This window comes from Celeribacter sp. ULVN23_4 (genome assembly GCF_054788345.1).
On the sequence record NZ_JBTVYO010000002.1, the window covers coordinates 242,746 to 258,895 of the forward strand.

The 16,150-nt window shown below is 58.3% G+C and carries 13 protein-coding genes and 1 pseudogene; 8 read left to right on the plus strand and 6 right to left on the minus strand.

Features of this window, described 5'->3' with window-relative positions; translation table 11 throughout:
• Nucleotides 1-20 precede the first annotated feature (20 nt).
• Complete coding sequence (locus tag ACYBHZ_RS06515; RefSeq protein ID WP_460273449.1) at nt 21-1,052, plus strand: DUF475 domain-containing protein; 1,032 nt, start codon at nt 21-23, stop codon at nt 1,050-1,052.
• 313 nt (nt 1,053-1,365) lie between these two features.
• Nucleotides 1,366-1,482, plus strand: a pseudogene (locus ACYBHZ_RS06520) (IS6 family transposase); the annotation flags it as partial.
• Between the two features lie 106 nt (nt 1,483-1,588).
• Here ACYBHZ_RS06520 and putA read toward each other — a convergent pair.
• The gene (gene putA, locus ACYBHZ_RS06525; RefSeq protein ID WP_460273450.1) at nt 1,589-4,996 is read right to left on the minus strand and encodes a bifunctional proline dehydrogenase/L-glutamate gamma-semialdehyde dehydrogenase PutA; all 3,408 of its coding nucleotides are present in this window, start codon (nt 4,994-4,996) and stop codon (nt 1,589-1,591) included.
• Nucleotides 4,997-5,108: 112 nt separating this feature from the next.
• Between putA and ACYBHZ_RS06530 the strand changes: the two genes are divergently transcribed.
• The 6 genes from ACYBHZ_RS06530 (at nt 5,109) to ACYBHZ_RS06555 (ending at nt 11,268) form a co-directional block, all read left to right on the plus strand.
• Entirely contained in the window at nt 5,109-5,573 is a 465-nt protein-coding gene (locus ACYBHZ_RS06530) for an Lrp/AsnC family transcriptional regulator (RefSeq protein WP_460273451.1), read from the plus strand.
• A 319-nt stretch (nt 5,574-5,892) separates the two neighbouring features.
• Complete coding sequence (locus ACYBHZ_RS06535) at nt 5,893-6,909, plus strand: UDP-glucuronic acid decarboxylase family protein (RefSeq protein WP_460273887.1); 1,017 nt, start codon at nt 5,893-5,895, stop codon at nt 6,907-6,909.
• Entirely contained in the window at nt 6,906-7,919 is a 1,014-nt protein-coding gene (gene galE, locus ACYBHZ_RS06540) for a UDP-glucose 4-epimerase GalE (protein ID WP_460273452.1), read from the plus strand. The genes ACYBHZ_RS06535 and galE overlap by 4 nt, the downstream gene beginning before the upstream one ends.
• The gene (locus ACYBHZ_RS06545) at nt 7,916-9,772 is read left to right on the plus strand and encodes a glycosyltransferase (RefSeq protein WP_460273453.1); all 1,857 of its coding nucleotides are present in this window, start codon (nt 7,916-7,918) and stop codon (nt 9,770-9,772) included. The genes galE and ACYBHZ_RS06545 overlap by 4 nt, the downstream gene beginning before the upstream one ends.
• 14 nt (nt 9,773-9,786) lie before the next feature.
• Nucleotides 9,787-10,695: a glycoside hydrolase family 26 protein gene (locus ACYBHZ_RS06550; RefSeq protein ID WP_460273454.1), complete on the plus strand. Its 909-nt coding sequence runs from the start codon at nt 9,787-9,789 to the stop codon at nt 10,693-10,695.
• Nucleotides 10,696-10,977: 282 nt separating this feature from the next.
• Nucleotides 10,978-11,268 (plus strand): hypothetical protein, encoded by a 291-nt coding sequence (locus ACYBHZ_RS06555; protein WP_460273455.1) that lies wholly within the window; start codon nt 10,978-10,980, stop codon nt 11,266-11,268.
• 406 nt (nt 11,269-11,674) lie between these two features.
• On the opposite strand, the gene ACYBHZ_RS06560 is transcribed toward ACYBHZ_RS06555, so the two are convergent.
• Genes ACYBHZ_RS06560 through ACYBHZ_RS06580 form a run of 5 tightly spaced genes read right to left on the minus strand, consistent with a single transcriptional unit; the run spans nt 11,675 to nt 16,142 of the window.
• Complete coding sequence (locus tag ACYBHZ_RS06560) at nt 11,675-12,076, minus strand: hypothetical protein (RefSeq protein ID WP_460273456.1); 402 nt, start codon at nt 12,074-12,076, stop codon at nt 11,675-11,677.
• Entirely contained in the window at nt 12,076-12,462 is a 387-nt protein-coding gene (locus ACYBHZ_RS06565; RefSeq protein ID WP_460273457.1) for a response regulator, read from the minus strand. Before ACYBHZ_RS06565 ends, ACYBHZ_RS06560 begins: the two co-directional genes overlap by 1 nt.
• Nucleotides 12,462-13,343, minus strand: a complete 882-nt coding sequence (locus tag ACYBHZ_RS06570) for a CheR family methyltransferase (protein ID WP_460273888.1) — start codon at nt 13,341-13,343, stop codon at nt 12,462-12,464. Before ACYBHZ_RS06570 ends, ACYBHZ_RS06565 begins: the two co-directional genes overlap by 1 nt.
• A gap of 32 nt (nt 13,344-13,375) precedes the next feature.
• Nucleotides 13,376-13,843 carry a chemotaxis protein CheW gene (locus ACYBHZ_RS06575; protein WP_460273458.1) on the minus strand — a complete coding sequence of 156 codons (468 nt, stop codon included), beginning with the start codon at nt 13,841-13,843 and terminating at the stop codon, nt 13,376-13,378.
• Nucleotides 13,844-13,847: 4 nt separating this feature from the next.
• A complete protein-coding gene (locus ACYBHZ_RS06580; protein ID WP_460273459.1) occupies nt 13,848-16,142 on the minus strand; it encodes a chemotaxis protein CheA in 2,295 nt (764 codons plus the stop codon).
• Between the last annotated feature and the right edge of the window lie 8 nt (nt 16,143-16,150).

The following is a 16,150-nucleotide window of genomic DNA, read 5'->3' on the forward strand; positions in this document are numbered from 1 at the left end:
CGAGTTTCCGAGAGGACGATATGAAAACGCTACTTCACTATTTCAAATGGGCCATCCTCGTGACGGTTCTGGGCCTCATGGCGACTTTTTGGCTAGGCTATCGTTTCGACGGGACGCTCGGCGCGGCCTTCTCGTTTCTGTTGATCGGCTCTGTCTTGGCCGTGTTGGAGATTTCGCTCTCTTTCGACAACGCCATCGTCAATGCGAATAAGCTCAAGACGATGACGCCCGTTTGGCGGCAGCGGTTTTTGACCTGGGGCATCTTGATCGCTGTTTTCGGCATGCGGATCGTCTTTCCTCTGGCCATCGTCGCCATTGCCGCGCGGGTCGGGCCGATCGAAGCCGTGCGTCTGTCAGTCAGCGAGCCGCAGGAATACGCGCGCATCATGGCCGAGAGCCACCTTTCCATCGCCGCCTTCGGCGGGGCCTTCCTCGGGATGGTGGCTTTGTCCTTCTTCATGGACGAGGCCAAAGAGATTGACTGGATTCACCGGATTGAGCGCAAACTGCGTTCCATGGGCACGATCAAGGGCGTGACATACGGCACGGTGCTTTTGGTGGTGCTTGGGTTCGGGCTGTTTCTGGGCACGGAAGAACAGGCGACGTTTTTCAAAGCTGCGATCATAGGGCTTGTTGTGTTCATGTGTGTCGAGACGCTCAGCCATGTGCTTGATGCGGAATCGGAAATTCAAAGTGCTGCACGGGCAGGGGGGCTTGGGGCGTTCCTCTATCTCGAAGTCCTCGATGCCTCGTTCAGTTTTGATGGCGTCATCGGTGCCTTCGCGCTCACCAACAACCTTTTCCTAATCGCCATCGGTCTCGGGATCGGCGCGATGTATGTGCGATCGATGACGATCATGCTGGTGGAGAAGGAAACACTGAACCAGTTCCGCTTTCTTGAACACGGTGCGTTCTATTCGATCCTCGCCCTCGCGGTGATCATGTTCGCGCAGAGCCTCGTACACATCCCGGAGGTCGTGACCGGTCTTCTCGGAGCAACGATCATCGCGCTGTCCTTTATCTCCTCTCTACGGTTCAATTGTCGGTCCTGAGCCTAGGGGGGGCTTTCGGGTACGGGCGTTCACCTTCCTCGCTGCATCTGCGCAGTGTTCAGTGTTTAGAATGGTTTGTTGTCCCCTCTCAGACCTTCAGCTTGTACCTGATATGTGACGGATCAACCCCAGACGGTCATAGAAGCGGTGAGCGTCTGGCCGCGCCTCGTCCGAGTTTCTCCCCATCACAGCATTTCAGATGCTGTCCAGCGCGCTGCTTTGAAAAGCCTTCCCCATCTTCAATGGCGGTCTTGAGGGGCCATGTCAGAGGCATTTTGCTTGAGGCGTCGTGGCGGTTTCGTTGCTGGGGGCTGTGATCAAACGCTCTCCCTTCCGCGATATCAAGACGAGCCCGGAAATCATCCGTCTGGCGGCGGTGCCTTATGTCCGGTGGCGGCTTTCGCTCCGGAATGTCGAAGATTTGCTTCACGCATGAGGTGCGACTATGAGCCATGCAGCCGGACAGATTTTCGGATCTGTGATTGAAAAAGCGCGACCGGGAGGCCGCGCTTTTTCGTTTTTTTGTATCGGGCCGATCAACCGGCGAGCAGTGCCGCGTTGCCGCCTGCCGCCGTGGTGTCGACGCAGAGGTGACGCTCATGCGCGACATGCGCCTTGTCCGGGCGGCTGGTGAGCAGCGGCGTGATTGCGCCGTCGCGGGAGGCCAGCGCCTTGGCATAGGCCCGCGCGGTGTCCGCGTTCCCCCACCACAGCGCGCCGGAGAGGCCGTCGATCTTGGCCAGCTCTTTCGCCGACAAGGTGCCGTCGAGCGCCACAGCGACGCCGCCCAGAGCTTCGACTGCCGCGACCTGCGCTTTGACAGCGTCCGCCCCCGGCCCAAGGCAAAGCACCGGCGGACGAGAGTAGAAGGCCAGACGGTTCAGCTCCCCGGTCGGACCAGGCATCAGGCGCTCTTCCAGAAGATTCTCTTTGGGCGAGGCGAGGGCCGTGCTCAGAGCCTTGAGATCGGCGGAGCGCGCAAAGCTGCCAGCCTCTGAGAGACCCGGTTCCGGCGCGAAGAAGCGCGGCAGGTAGAGCGGTCCACCCGCTTTCGGTCCGGTGCCGGAGAGGCCTTCGCCTCCGAAGGGCTGCGAGCCCACGACCGCGCCGATCTGGTTGCGGTTGACGTAGATGTTGCCGACATGGATCGCGTCAGAAATGCTCTGCACCCGGTCGTCGATCCGCGTGTGCAGGCCGAAGGTCAGGCCAAAACCGCGCCCGTTGATCTCGGCCACGATCTTGTCGAGATCGCGCGCCTTGAAGGTCGCGACATGCAGCACCGGGCCGAAAATCTCGCGTTCCAGATCGTTGATGCCTTTGACCTTCAGAAGGGTCGGAGCCACGAAAGTGCCTTCGTTCGGGGTGCCAACCTGATGCAGGATCGTGTTGGACTTCTTCGCGACATAGCTCGCGATCTCGGTCTGGGCTTCCTTGTCGATCACCGGGCCGACATCCGTGGTCAGCTGCCACGGGTTGCCGACGGTAAGCTGATCCATCGCGCCTTTGATCATCTCGATCACATGCGGGGCGCTGTCTTCCTGAAGGTAGAGGCAGCGCAGCGCGGAGCAGCGCTGACCAGCCGATTGGAAGGAGGAGGCCACGATATCGCGCACGGCTTGTTCGGAGAGCGCCGTGGAGTCGACGATCATCGCGTTCAGACCGCCGGTTTCCGCGATCAGCGGCGTGCCCGGTTCGAGGTTTTCGGCCATGGTGCGGTTGATCCGCTGGGCCGTGTCGGTCGAGCCGGTGAAGACCACACCTTTGACGCGCGGGTCAGAGGTGATCGCCGCACCAACGGTGGAGCCGCGCCCGGTCAGGAGTTGCAGCACCTCACGCGGCACACCGGCCTCGTGCAGCAGCTCGACCGCTTTCGTGGCGATGATCGGGGTTTGCTCCGCAGGTTTCGCGAGTACCGCGTTCCCGGCCATCAGCGCGGCAGAAATCTGCCCGGTGAAAATCGCCAGAGGGAAGTTCCACGGGCTGATCGCGGTGAAGATGCCGCGCGGTGTGCGGGCGCTGGCCTCACCTTCCTGAGCATAGTAACGCAGGAAATCGACCGCTTCGCGCACTTCGCCCACTGCATCGAGCAGGGATTTCCCGGCTTCCTGGGCCAGAATGCCGAAGAAGGCACCGGAGTTTTCCTCATAGAGATCGGCGGCGCGGCGTAGAACAGCGGCGCGCTCAGAGGGGGAGGCGGACCAGATTTGCGCATCGTTCAGGGCGTTGGCGACGGTGGCGCTGTCGGCCTCGGTCACTTCGCCGATCACTTCCCCCGTTGCCGGGTTGGTCACAGGATGTGCGGTGCCGGTCGGCGCGGTCACGGTCAGCGGGCGGGCTTTCGGCATCTCAATGTCGCGTGCGGCGTAGATCTCGGAGAGAACGCCGTCATCGTTGAGATCCCAGCCCTTGGCGTTGATCCGGTTGCCGCCGAAGATATCGGCCGGTTGGTCGAGACCCGCAGGGGCTTTCGCGGTTGCGAGCGCTTCGAACGGGTCTTTGGCGATGTCTTCCGGGCGGACGTTCTCGTCGACGATCTGGTGCACGAACGAAGAGTTCGCGCCGTTTTCCAGCAGGCGACGGACGAGATAGGCCAAAAGATCGCGGTGCGCGCCGCAGGGCGCATAGATGCGGCAATGCCCGTTGGTTTCTTTCAGCACGATGTCATGCAGGCGCTCGCCCATGCCGTGCAGGCGCTGGAACTCAAAAGGACGGCCCTCGGCCAGTTCCATGATCGTCGCGACCGTGTGGGCGTTGTGCGTGGCGAACTGCGGGAACAGGTGATCGCCCATGCCGAAGAGTTTCTTGGCAAGGCAAGCGTAGGACACGTCGGTCGCGGTTTTGGAGGTGTAGAGCGGGAAGCCCGGCTGGCCCGTGACCTGCGCGAGTTTCATCTCGGTGTCCCAGTACGCGCCTTTGACGAGACGGATGTTCATCTTGCGGTCATAGCGTTTCGCCATGTCGTAGAGCGCGTCGATGGCCGCGCCGGCGCGTTTGCCATAGGCCTGCACCACGACACCAAAACCTTCCCACCCGGCGAGATACTCGTCGGAGAGCACGGCTTCGATCACTTTGAAGGAGAGTACGAGGCGGTCCTGTTCCTCAGCGTCGACGTGGAAGCCGATGCCTGCGTCTTTGGCCTGACGGGCGAGGCGGGAGACGACGGGGACCAGTTCGGTCATCACGCGCTCTTCCTGTGCCACCTCATAACGCGGGTGCAGGGCGGAGAACTTTACGGAGATGCCGGGGTTGTCCACGATCGTGTCATGAGCGGCATGTTTGCCGATCGCTGTGATGGCGTCGGCATAGTCTTTGGCGTAGCGATCCGCGTCGGCCTTGGTACGGGCGGCCTCGCCGAGCATGTCGAAGGAATAGGTGAACCCCTGTTTCTCGCGAGCCTCGCCGCGTTTGAGCGCAGCTTCAATGGTCTCGCCCAGAACGAACTGGCGACCCATTTCCTTCATTGCGCGGCCGACGGCCGTCCGGATGACAGGCTCGCCGAGACGTTTGACTGCCCCGCGCAGAGTGCCTGCGATCCCCGGCTGTTTGTCGTCGAGGACTTTTCCGGTGAGCATCAGTGCCCAAGTGGAGGCATTGACCAATGAGGATGCGGCGGTGCCAATGTGCTTGTTCCACTCCGAGGGGGCGATCTTGTCTTCGATCAACGCGTCGATGGTGAAGCTGTCGGGCACGCGGAGCATGGCCTCAGCCAGACACATGAGCGCCACGCCTTCACGGGTGGAGAGACCATATTCGGCCAGGAAGTGCTCCATCAACGTGGGCTTCGCCTCGGTGCGGATACGCTTCACGAGCGTGACAGCGCGGCCACTGATGGCCTCGCGGGTTTGCGGGGAAATGGCCGCCTCGCGGGTGAGCGATTCGAGCAACTGATTCTCTGGAGCGTATTTCGCGGCGAATCCGAGAGAGGGAAAGGGGGGAAGACCCATGGTAACCTCCGAAGGGTGGAATTTTGCCAATAATACGGGGATAATTATAGACGAAGGCTCTAATTTTTGTTTTTTAATAGTCGAAATAACCTAAATTGAGGGAAATTTTAGGATGAACTTCGAGTTGGATGTCGCCAATCAGAAAATTCTCGAGGCGCTTGTTACGAATGCCCGAATTCCGATTACGGAACTGTCTAAAAAGGTAGGTCTGTCGAAGACCCCTGTGACCTATCGAATCAAGCAGATGGAAGACCTGGGATTGATCACGGGATACAGGGCGATCCTGTCGCCTCTGAAGCTCGGATTGACCAATGTCACCTATATCGAGGTGCGGGTGTCCGACACGCGCCAAAAGGCTTTGGAAGAGTTCAATGACGCGGTGCGGCGCATCCCGGAAGTGGAGGAGTGCTATATGATCGCCGGTGGGTTTGACTACCAGATCAAGTTGCGATCCCGCGATATGGCACACTATCGCGAGATTATGGCCGAGAAGATTTCCACGCTGCCGCATGTCAGCTCAACGACGAGCTACGTTGCAATGGAAGCGGTCGTGGAACAGAGCTGGCTGAGTTTGTAATCATAACGAAACGCGTCTTCGGGGAGGCGGAGACACGGTGTAAATTTTGCTTTCGAAGATGGCATGGGGGAGGCGTTTTCTGAGCGCCTTTCTGACCTGTTTTTGGGGCTCTCTGATGGGGGCTAAAAAAAGAGATATTTTGAATTACGGTTATTTTGAGGCACATCAACGCCATTTTTTAGGCTAGTATATATACTGTTAGCGTTACTTTTGTTGGCTTTGGTCTTCTTGCTGTGGGGGCATTTATGGGGACCAAGGCATTTGTTTGGAGGGGGAGATGGGCTCCAATGTTAAGCGGTTTGATCCGCAATTTAGCGTCATGGGAATTGGGCAACACGCCACGGCGAAAGTGGTGATCGTTGCGGGGGGAGCCGGGTTCATCGGCTCGAACATGTGCCGGAAACTTTTGGAGCAGGGCCATCAGGTGATCTGCGCCGACAATCTGGACACGGGGCGGATGTCGAACATTTCCGCGCTTCTGCAAAATCCGAACTTCCGGTTCCTTCTTCATGACATCGTTGATCCGCTTGTCGTGCAAGGTCCGGTGCACAGGATTTATAACTTGGCCTGTCCGGCCTCGCCGCCAAAATATCAGAGGGATCCGCTGCACACGTTCAAGACTTCGGTGATGGGCGCGTTGAACCTTCTTGAATTGGCCGAGGAGAAAGGCGCGCGGGTGCTGCAATCCTCGACCTCCGAAGTTTACGGCGACCCGGAAGTGTCCCCGCAAAGGGAAGACTATCGTGGGCTGGTGAACACGATGGGGCCACGGTCCTGCTACGACGAGGGCAAACGGGCGGCTGAGACACTGTTCCACGATATGCATGTCACGCGCGGCGTCGATGTGCGTGTGGCGCGGATTTTCAACACTTACGGCCCGCGTATGGACCCGGAAGACGGTCGCGTGATTTCCAATTTCGTCGTGCAGGCGCTCAAAGGTGAGCCGATGACGATTTACGGGACGGGGGAACAGACGCGGTCCTTCTGCTACGTCGATGATATGGTCGACGGGCTGATGACGCTCATGGAATGCGATACCTGTGGGGCTGTTCCGGTCAATCTTGGCAATCCGGGTGAGTTCACCATGAATGAGCTTGCAGAGTTGGTTCAAAAGATGATCCCGACCAACGGTGGCGTCGTCTATTGCGATCTGCCGCAAGATGATCCGCGCCAGCGCCGCCCCGATATTTCGCGCGCAAAAGAGCTTCTGGATTGGGAACCGAATGTGTCTCTGCGTGCGGGGCTGGTGCCGACTGTCGCGTATTTTGGCAACGAACTTGTAGCGACACAGGTTGAGGAGGAGCCCGCAAAGGTCGCGCAAGGAGGTGGAGCATGACACCCCATGCGTTCCGCGGTTCGCGCGTTCTTGTGACCGGTGGCGCGGGCTATATTGGCTCCCATTGCTGTAAGGCTTTGAGCCAAGCCGGGCTGACGCCTGTGGTCTATGACAACCTGTCGCGCGGTCATGCCGATGCGGTCCGCTGGGGGCCTTTGGTGGAAGGCGACTTGCGAGACAGTGATCATCTGACACGCGTGCTTGAACAAGAGCGCATCGATGCCGTCATTCATTTCGCAGCTTTTGCCTATGTGGGCGAAAGCGTGAGTGAGCCGCAGATGTATTACGACAATAACGTCGGGGGGATGATCTCTCTTCTGGGTGCGATGCAAAAGGTCGGGGTGAAGACGCTCGTGTTTTCCTCGTCCTGCGCCACCTATGGTGAGCCGGATCATGTTCCGATTGACGAAAGCATGACGCAATCGCCGATCAACCCCTATGGGCGCTCCAAACTTATGTGCGAATGGATGATGGAGGATGCCGCGACAGCATGGGGGCTTAACTACGCCGCGCTGAGGTATTTCAATGCCGCCGGTGCTGACCCTGAGTTCGAATTGTCTGAGCGCCATGATCCCGAAACGCATCTCATCCCGCTTGCCATCATGGCGGCACAAGGGGCGGGGCCTGCGCTCCATGTGTTCGGAACGGATTATCCGACGCCGGACGGAACCTGTGTGCGCGATTACATCCATGTCTGCGATCTCGCGCGGGCGCATGTCTTGGCTCTGAACGCGTTGCAGGGAGGGGCAGGGCCTCTCAAGCTCAACCTCGGGACGGGGAGAGGGACCTCTGTTCAGGAAATCCTTGAATCCGTCGAGCGGGTGACAGGACATGAGGTCCCGCACCAGAACAGCCCGCGCAGGGCGGGTGATCCACCCGAGCTTGTGGCCGATCCCAGCCGGGCGCGCGAAGTGCTCGGGTTCGACGCGCGCTGGACGAATATCGATGATATGGTGGGGCATGCGGCGCCATGGTTTATGCCCAAGGCGCCGAAGGTCGCCCAAGGATGACGAGATATCAACTTGAGGACGGGCGGGGTGTCGCGAGACGCCATCCCGCACTTGCGCCGCGTCCAATGCTTGCGTCTCTCTACTCCAAAGGTCGGCGGCGTTGGTACACATTGCTTGTCGTGCTCTGGTTCATGGCTTCCCTATGGTTCTGGAGTTGGTGGTTTGATCCGAGCCACGTGATTGGCATTGTCAGATTTGTTCTGATCACTCTGGGTCTCGGCTGGATCTGGAGCATGCAGGCCTATTTCATGGTGATTTTCCTGCAAGCCCATCGCTCTGTCGCGCCCGATCCCGAACCGGGCCAGTTTGACGTCGCTATGATTGTGACCAAAACGCCCTCGGAACCGTTCGAAGTGGTGCGTCCGACATTGGAAGCGATGTTGGCGCAAGATTACCCCCACGACACATGGTTGGCCGATGAGGCTCCCACGCCTGAAGTCATTGCGTGGTGCAAGGATCACGGCGTGCTGATCTCCTCGCGAAATGGGGTAGAGGAATATCATCAGAAGTCTTGGCCGCGCCGGACAAGGTGCAAAGAGGGAAACCTTGCCTATTTCTACGATACATGGGGGTACGAGCTCTACGATATCGTGTCCCAGCTCGACTCGGACCATGTACCGCAGCCCGGTTACCTGCGTGAAATGATCCGCCCGTTCGCCGATCCGGATGTCGGATATGTTTCCGCGCCGTCGATTTGCGGAGCGAATGCGGAAGGTCATTGGGCCGCCCGCACGCGGCTTTACGTTGAGTCCGGTTTTCACGGTATCTTTCAGGCGGGGTTGACCAGAAACCTTACGCCCATGTGCATCGGGTCACATTATGCCGTGCGGACGGAAGCTCTGAGAGAGGCTGGTGGGCTTGGTCCGGAACTGGCCGAGGATCATTCCACCACCATGCTGATCTCTGCGGCGGGGTGGCGCGGGGTTCATGCAATCGATGCGATCGCCTATGGCGATGGACCTGCCTCACTGCCTGATCTGGTCACGCAGGAATTCCAATGGTCACGGTCTCTGGTCTCTCTCTTGCTGCGGTATACGCCGCAGTATTTGCCGCAATTTCCGATGCGCCTCAAACTGCTCTTTCTCCTGTGTCAGCTCTGGTATCTGTTTTTCGCCATCGCCATGTTTATCGGCTACGCCACGCCCGTTCTGGCTGTGATGTTCGATTTCATCTATGCGGATATCACCTATCCGTCCTTCATTTGGCATTCCTTCCCATTGTGGCTCGTCCCTCTGGTGATTGTGCACGGTTTGAAACGCGACGGTCTGTTCCGTCCGGTGGACGCCAAGATTTTCGCATGGGAAAAAATTCTGTTTCTCACGATCCAATGGCCATGGGTGCTTTGGGGCGTCGCGATGGCGTTTCGGGACAGGATCACGGGGAGCTTCGTCGATTTTCGCATCACGCCGAAAGGCGAGGCCGCACAGGCGACCATGCCGACCCGTATCATTCTCGTGTATGGGGCTCTGGCGCTGGGCGCGATCCTTCCCGTGATGCTGCGAGATCATCTCGTTATGGCGCCCGGGTTCTATCTCCTGACCCTGATGAACGCGGTGCTTTATGTCAGCCTTTTGTGCGTCGCCATCGTTCATCACATCCGCGAAAACGACATTAGATTGCGGGATTTCACGCCAAAATTGGCCATGCAAGGTGTTGTTTTGACTGTGATCATGGCTTTTTTCATGAATTCTGTTATCCTGAGGGGGAAGGTGGGCGTCCTCGCTCTGTCTTACGGTCTTGAGCCCATTAATGTTGTGAAGGTTGAGTATGTGGTGGCGGGGGCCGGACGGGGGAAACCCGGCGAGGTTCATCTTGATTTCGCACCGCAGTGGTTTGGGGGCGCAGCGCCTTGAAAAGGGAGGGAGCGATGTTTGATATGTCTACAAAACGTGTGATGTCAGTATTGGCCACGGGACTTGCTGTGGGCGTGCTGACCGGGTTTGCGAGCGCGGGAATTGCGCAGTCTCCACCGGGCGAAGTGCCATTCGGCGTTTACGATCCGGACGGGGATTTTTCACGGGATGCGGCGGTGACCGTTGAGCACCTGTTTCTGCCGTGGGAAGACGTCTATTTGCCGTCTCTTTACGATGCCGATGAATACGCGCTCGAACGTCAGCGTGCTTTGCTCGTGACGCTTGAGCCGTGGACGTGGTCGCGCAATGAACGCAATACCGCGCGCTATCTTCGTGAGGGGATTGCCGAGGGAACCTACGACGGTAACATGCATGCGATCTGTCAGGTGCTTGGTACGTTGAAAAGTCCGGTGACCCTGCGCTTCATGCATGAGATGGACGACAAAAGCGGACAATTCATCTGGTCCGATTGGGAGCCGGATGATTTTATCTCCGCCTATCGCCGGATGACGGATCTGTGCAAGGAAGACGCGCCGAACATCAACCTGATGTGGTCGCCGCTCGGAGACGAGGGCATGCAAGACTACTACCCGGGCGATGACTATGCCGATCTGGTTGGGTTGACGGTCTTTGGTCTGCAGGCGTGGGATCAGGCCAAATATGGGCGTGATCGCACTTACGATGAAATCTTCGCGCCGCGCTATGAGCGGGCGCAGGCTTTTGGAAAGCCTGTGGTTGTGGCCGAACTCGGCTATGTCGGTAAAGCCGCGTATGTTGAGGATTGGAAAGCCACCGTGCGCGCGGAAAATGCGGATTATCCGTCCTTGGTTGGCGTCGTCTACTTCAACTATCCGGAGGTCTATCCGTGGCCGGAAGGCTTTGGTCTGCCGGATTGGCGGGTCAAGAATCAAGTCCTCAAGTGAGTAAAAAAGGGGCATTTAGCCTCTGTGTGGCGAGGATGCGAATGGGCGGCGAAAAGCTGCCCATTCTTTTTTTCAACATTCAACATTCAACATGCTGAATGCCAATGATTTTATGCGTGATTTTTCGGCGCAGTTGAGACGGCATATTGCTGCCATGCTTGCGCCGAAATGATGTCCTGCTTGACCTCTAACCTCGTTTTCATCAATCACGGGGTATCGAGAGATAAGACTGACCTGTCGCGGCCCCGTGCTGGACAAGGTCGCGATCAAGGAGGCCGAGCTATGTTCGTATTTACGAAAACCCTTTCGCATGTGTTGGTGCCAGCCGCATTCGCCCTTGGCGTTGCAACCGCTGTTCAACCCGCACCTGCTGCCGCTTCGCAAACCGAATCCGCATCCCAGAAAACAACCGTTGCAGGCAGCGGCAGCGCCCGTTTCGACTGGCTCGCCGGTGGACAAGAGGTGGCCGATGCGTCCGGCACGGTACTCACGCGCGTGGCGGCTCAAGGCAGCGGCTCTTGGGTCTGTTCCCCGGCGGGGTTCGGCAAACATTCCCGCTGCTATCGTCGCTAAGAGCCGTCTGAACGGTTCGCTAAAGCGTTTCGACTTTAACTTGATCTATCACATAAAGTCGAAACGCCCGCTCCGCTTGGACGTTGCTCCGCGTTTCTGCTCAAACCCTGATTCAGGTTTAAGTAGAAACGCTTTTGCCGACCGATGTCGGCGAAAACGCGAGAGTAAAGCGTGATATCGTGCCATGTCGCGGGCATCATCTTAAACACCAATTCGGATGTTGTGGCAGGGATGGCATGCGCCTCTCTGACTGCCAAACGATTACCGCTCCGGCACCCGATGAGTGATTGAACGGGGCGAGAGTGCCGCTTGCAACCACAATGAAAACGCCTCTCTTTCCAATGTCCCATTGACCCAAAAGTGCCCCGGTTTTCAGAGTGAAAGATGTTTGGCGTTCAGGCCGTCTTCAGAACCATGCAATCTCCCCGGAGTCGTCCTCAGAGAGGGCAAATGGCGCGTCGATATTGTCGAATAATTTGTGCGCCAAATGCCTCAACCGAATGACTTCACTGAGCGGGGTGATCTCTACAATCTCCTGTTCCGTTTGTTCGGCGAGATGTCCCATCACCCTTTGAAGGTCATCGAGTGTTTGGTGCAGCCTGTCGATGGCCTGCAAACTGCGCTGCACAGCGGGAGACAGGCTTTTGGTTTCGGCCAGGGTTGGGCCAAGCGCGATTTGTACCTCTGCTGCCAAGATGACGAGGCCGACCATCTCGTCCTGAATACGCTTGTTGAGCGTGTTCAAAGGGATTGCGGCAGGGTCTGACCCGCTGTCTCGGGGGGGAGAATGAACCGGATGCACGGACATCAGAGCTTCCCCACGATGGCTTCGATCGCGGCCCGAAGTCCGGCCGGGTCGAAGGGTTTCTTCAGGAAATTGTTCATGCCAAGCCGTTTGCCCATATCGATGATTTCCCGGTCGGCGCGTCCCGTGATAAGAAGAAAGCCGATCCCGCGTGTGCTGCCATTAGAGCGCAGAGCGTGCAGAAGCTGCAGACCGTCCATCCCGGGCATGTTGTAATCTGAAATCACAAGATGCACCGGTGCCGTGGCAAGTTTTTGCAATGCCGATGGGCCGTCCGCCGCGCTCGCAACATTTCGAATGCCGTACGAATCCAGCGCATTCGTGATGAGACCACGGCTCGTGGACATGTCATCAACGACCATGACACGAAGTTGATCCCGTAGTGCCATCAGAGGTTTCCTTTGCTGACTTGCGCTTCGTTCAAAGCGGGTGACGAACTCTTACGTTTCGTCGTGTAGGTGGTGATGCCTGCGTTGTCGAAAAGTGGGCTGGCGCTTTCGCTCAGGCGTTCCGAATGGCCGAGCATGAGCCAGCCACCGGGGGCAAGAATGCCCGCAAAACGACTAAACAGGCGCGCTTGGGTGGCCTCGTCAAAATAGATCACGACGTTTCGACACATGATCACATCGAACTTGCCTGTCATGGGCCATTCGGAATGGAGATTGAGTTGCCGAAACGAGACCATGTCTCGGACATCCGGCTTGAGCGTCAGGGTCAATTCATCCTCCTCACCAGATGTCGAAAAGAAAGAAGAGATCATCTGCTCCGTCAGGCCTGCCGTCAGAGAGCCGCTATAGTGTCCGAGTCGTGCGCGATTGATGACTTCCGGATCGATATCTGTGGCGAGGATTTTTAAATCCTTCTTCGCCAGATCGGGGGCGTGTTGCAGGAGCGTCATTGCGATGGAATAGGGTTCCTGCCCATTGGAGCACCCCGCCGACCATATCCTTGCTTTTCCGCCCGTTGCCAGTTTTTGTCTGAGATGAGGCACGACATGGCTTGCAAGATAGTCGAAGTGATGGTTCTCCCTGAAAAAATGGGAAACATTCGTGGTGAGGGCCGAAATGAAGTTTTCCATTTCGGTAGCATCATTTTCGGTCTCCAGAAAATCCAGATAGGCATCGAAACTTGGCAGTTTGAGCGCGCGCAGGCGGCGCGTCAGACGGGATTTCACCATTGAGACCTTGGACGCCGAGAGAACGAGGCCGGCCTCGCGCGCGGCGATGGACGCGATGCGGGCGAAAGCCTGATCGGAAATGACGTTGGCCATATTGGCGCGTCCGGTTATGGGGGAGATTTCGCTCAAGCGGCTTCCTCTCCTTGCGGTGGCATCACTGCTTCCAAATCGAGAATTCGGATCATGCGCCCATCCACGATGGTCAGGGCAGAGACAAAAGCTCGCGCCTCATCTGCGGCAAGGTCGGGTGGTGGCTGCATCTCTTCGGAGGGGATGGCGAGAATGTCGGAAACTGCGTCGACCATAAGTCCGACGGTCCGTTTGCCGAGATCGACGACAATAATCACATTGCGTTCCGAGTCCTCACCGGTCTGCAACCCGAGGCGGGCGGAGAGGTCGATGATTGGCAACACCGTGCCACGCAGGTTGATGACGCCTTTGATGAACGGCGGGGCGTGTGGGAGCGATGTCGCTTTCGCCGAACCGCGAATTTCCCGCACGGACATGATGTCCACGGAATAGTCCTGCCCGCCGACGCGAAAGGACAATAGCTCCATAGAAGAGGAGGAGGTCTGTTTGTCGGTGTCCGTCATGATCTTATCCTACAAGTGCCTGCTGATGGTGGGGCGTCCGGGTGCGTCCGCTGGCCTGACTGACCAGATCGGTGGGGTCGAGAATGAGGGCAATTTGCCCATCGCCGAGAATGGTGGCCGCCGCAATTCCGGGGACACGGCCATAACTGCCCTCAAGACCTTTGATGACGACCTGACGCTGATCTTCGATGGCATCGACGGCGAGGGCGGCGCGATTGCCATCTTCCTGACCGATCAACAGGACGATCCCGCCGACGTAACTGTCTTGTGGTGGCCGGTATCCGAGCTCCGCGCCGAGATCGAGCAGCGGCACAAAGCCGCCACGGATTTGGACAACATGGGTTTGAGGCCCGAGTGCCTTGACGTCGTCATCGGTGAGCGTGAGGGTTTCGAGAATGGCGTTGAGCGGGACAACAAGGGTTTCTTCAGCGAAGCGCACGACCATGCCGTCCAGCACGGCGAGGGTGAGGGGCAGCGAAATCGAGAATGTCGAGCCTTTGCCCTCTTGCGACGAGATGCTGATCCGGCCACCGAGGGCTTGGATCGAACTTTTGACCACGTCCATCCCCACCCCCCGGCCGGAGAGATTGGAGACCTCCTGCGCTGTGGAAAAACCCGGCAGGAACAACAAGTTGTCGATATCGCTTTCACTCAGGGTGACGTCGGGGGGGATCAGGCCTTTCTCAATGGCCTTTGCCTTGACGCGCTCCCGGTTGATCCCGGCACCATCATCGGTCACCTCAATCACAATTCGGCCAGAACGATGTTGCGCGGTGAGGGTGACGTGACCCAAGCGCGATTTTCCGTTCTCAATCCGTTTTTCAGGGCTTTCCAGACCATGATCGACTGCGTTGCGGATCATATGCGTGAGCGGGTCGGCGAGCCGTTCGATGACGGTTTTGTCGACCTCGGTGCTTTCGCCGTCGGTGTGAAGCCGGACCTCTTTGCCGACGGAGGCGGAGGATTCCCGCACGATCCGGCCCATGCGTTGGAACAGGGATTTGATCGGCTGGGCGCGGATCATCATCACCGATTCCTGAATGTCGCGGGTGAGCTGTAGGAATTCCTCCAACCCGGTTGAGACAGGAGAGTTTGGGGGAAGATTGGCCTCGGTGACGGATTGGCTCAGCATCGCCTGATTGATGACAAGCTCTCCGACAAGGTTCACGAGCCGGTCGATGCGTTCCAAATCAACGCGCACCGTGGCGCGGGGCTGTGTGGGCGTGGCTGAGGCGGCTTTGGGCGGGGTCGTGTTCTCTTTCTGCGGGGCGGCGTCATGGAGCACGGGCGTGATGATATCTTCGGTCACCTCTGGGCTTGTTTCCGACTGAGTCGGTTCCTCGACGGACTGCTCCGGAGGCGGGGCGAGTGTTGGCGTCATGTCCGGCTGCAGCGGGGCTTCAGCCGCCGGGTTCGGTGATTGATTTTCCGAGGGAAGCTCCGGCAGCGGTTGGGATGCGGAGAGGGGGTGTATTTCGAGCTGGCAGAGGCCGTCTACGAATTCGAAGACCTCCCGCACGGCTTGTTCGGACTCCTCTGTTTGAATGGTCAGCGTCCAAGACAAATGCCCGGTGTCCGGGTTTATTTCATCCAGCGTGGGCAGGGCGGCGCAATGGCAATCTGCGGAAAGATCGCCAAGATCGCGCAGGGCGCGCAGGAGATAGAGCGGTTCATTGCCGGAGGTGTAGAGCGAGGCTTCCGGCTTGAAGAGGATGGTGAAGCCTCTCGCGGTCTCGGTCGGGGACTCGGTTTCGTCCGACGGCATGACGGTTTGCGTGTCTTGGGGCTCCTCTGGCAAGGGGAGAGCGCTCAGGTCAGGCAAGTCTGGCAAGTCGGCCACGGCGTTTTCCGTATCGAAATCCAGAGACAGGGTTGCCGGTGTGAAGTCGAGTTCTTCCTCCTCTTCCTCTTCGACGCCGACTAGTTTTTCGAGCTTTGCCAGAACAGGATCGGTCACATCGGAGGCAACGCTGTCGCCATCGCGGGCGGCGCGCACCAGATCGCCGAGAATGTCGGCGCAAGTGAAGAACAGGCGGACGGCATCGCCATCCGGATGAAACCGACCTGCGCGCACCTCGTCCATCGCCGTTTCAAACCGATGGGCGAAATGCACCAGATCGTCGAGGCCAAACGCACCCGCGCCGCCTTTGATCGAATGTACGGCGCGGAACACGACGTTGATCGTTTCCGGGTCACTGTCGCCGTCATCCATCAACTGGAGGCCATCTTGAAGGCTTTCCAGAAGTTCCTCACATTCGATGAAGAAGGAGGCGCGGATTTCTGCCATCGGGTCGGACATGGGAACCT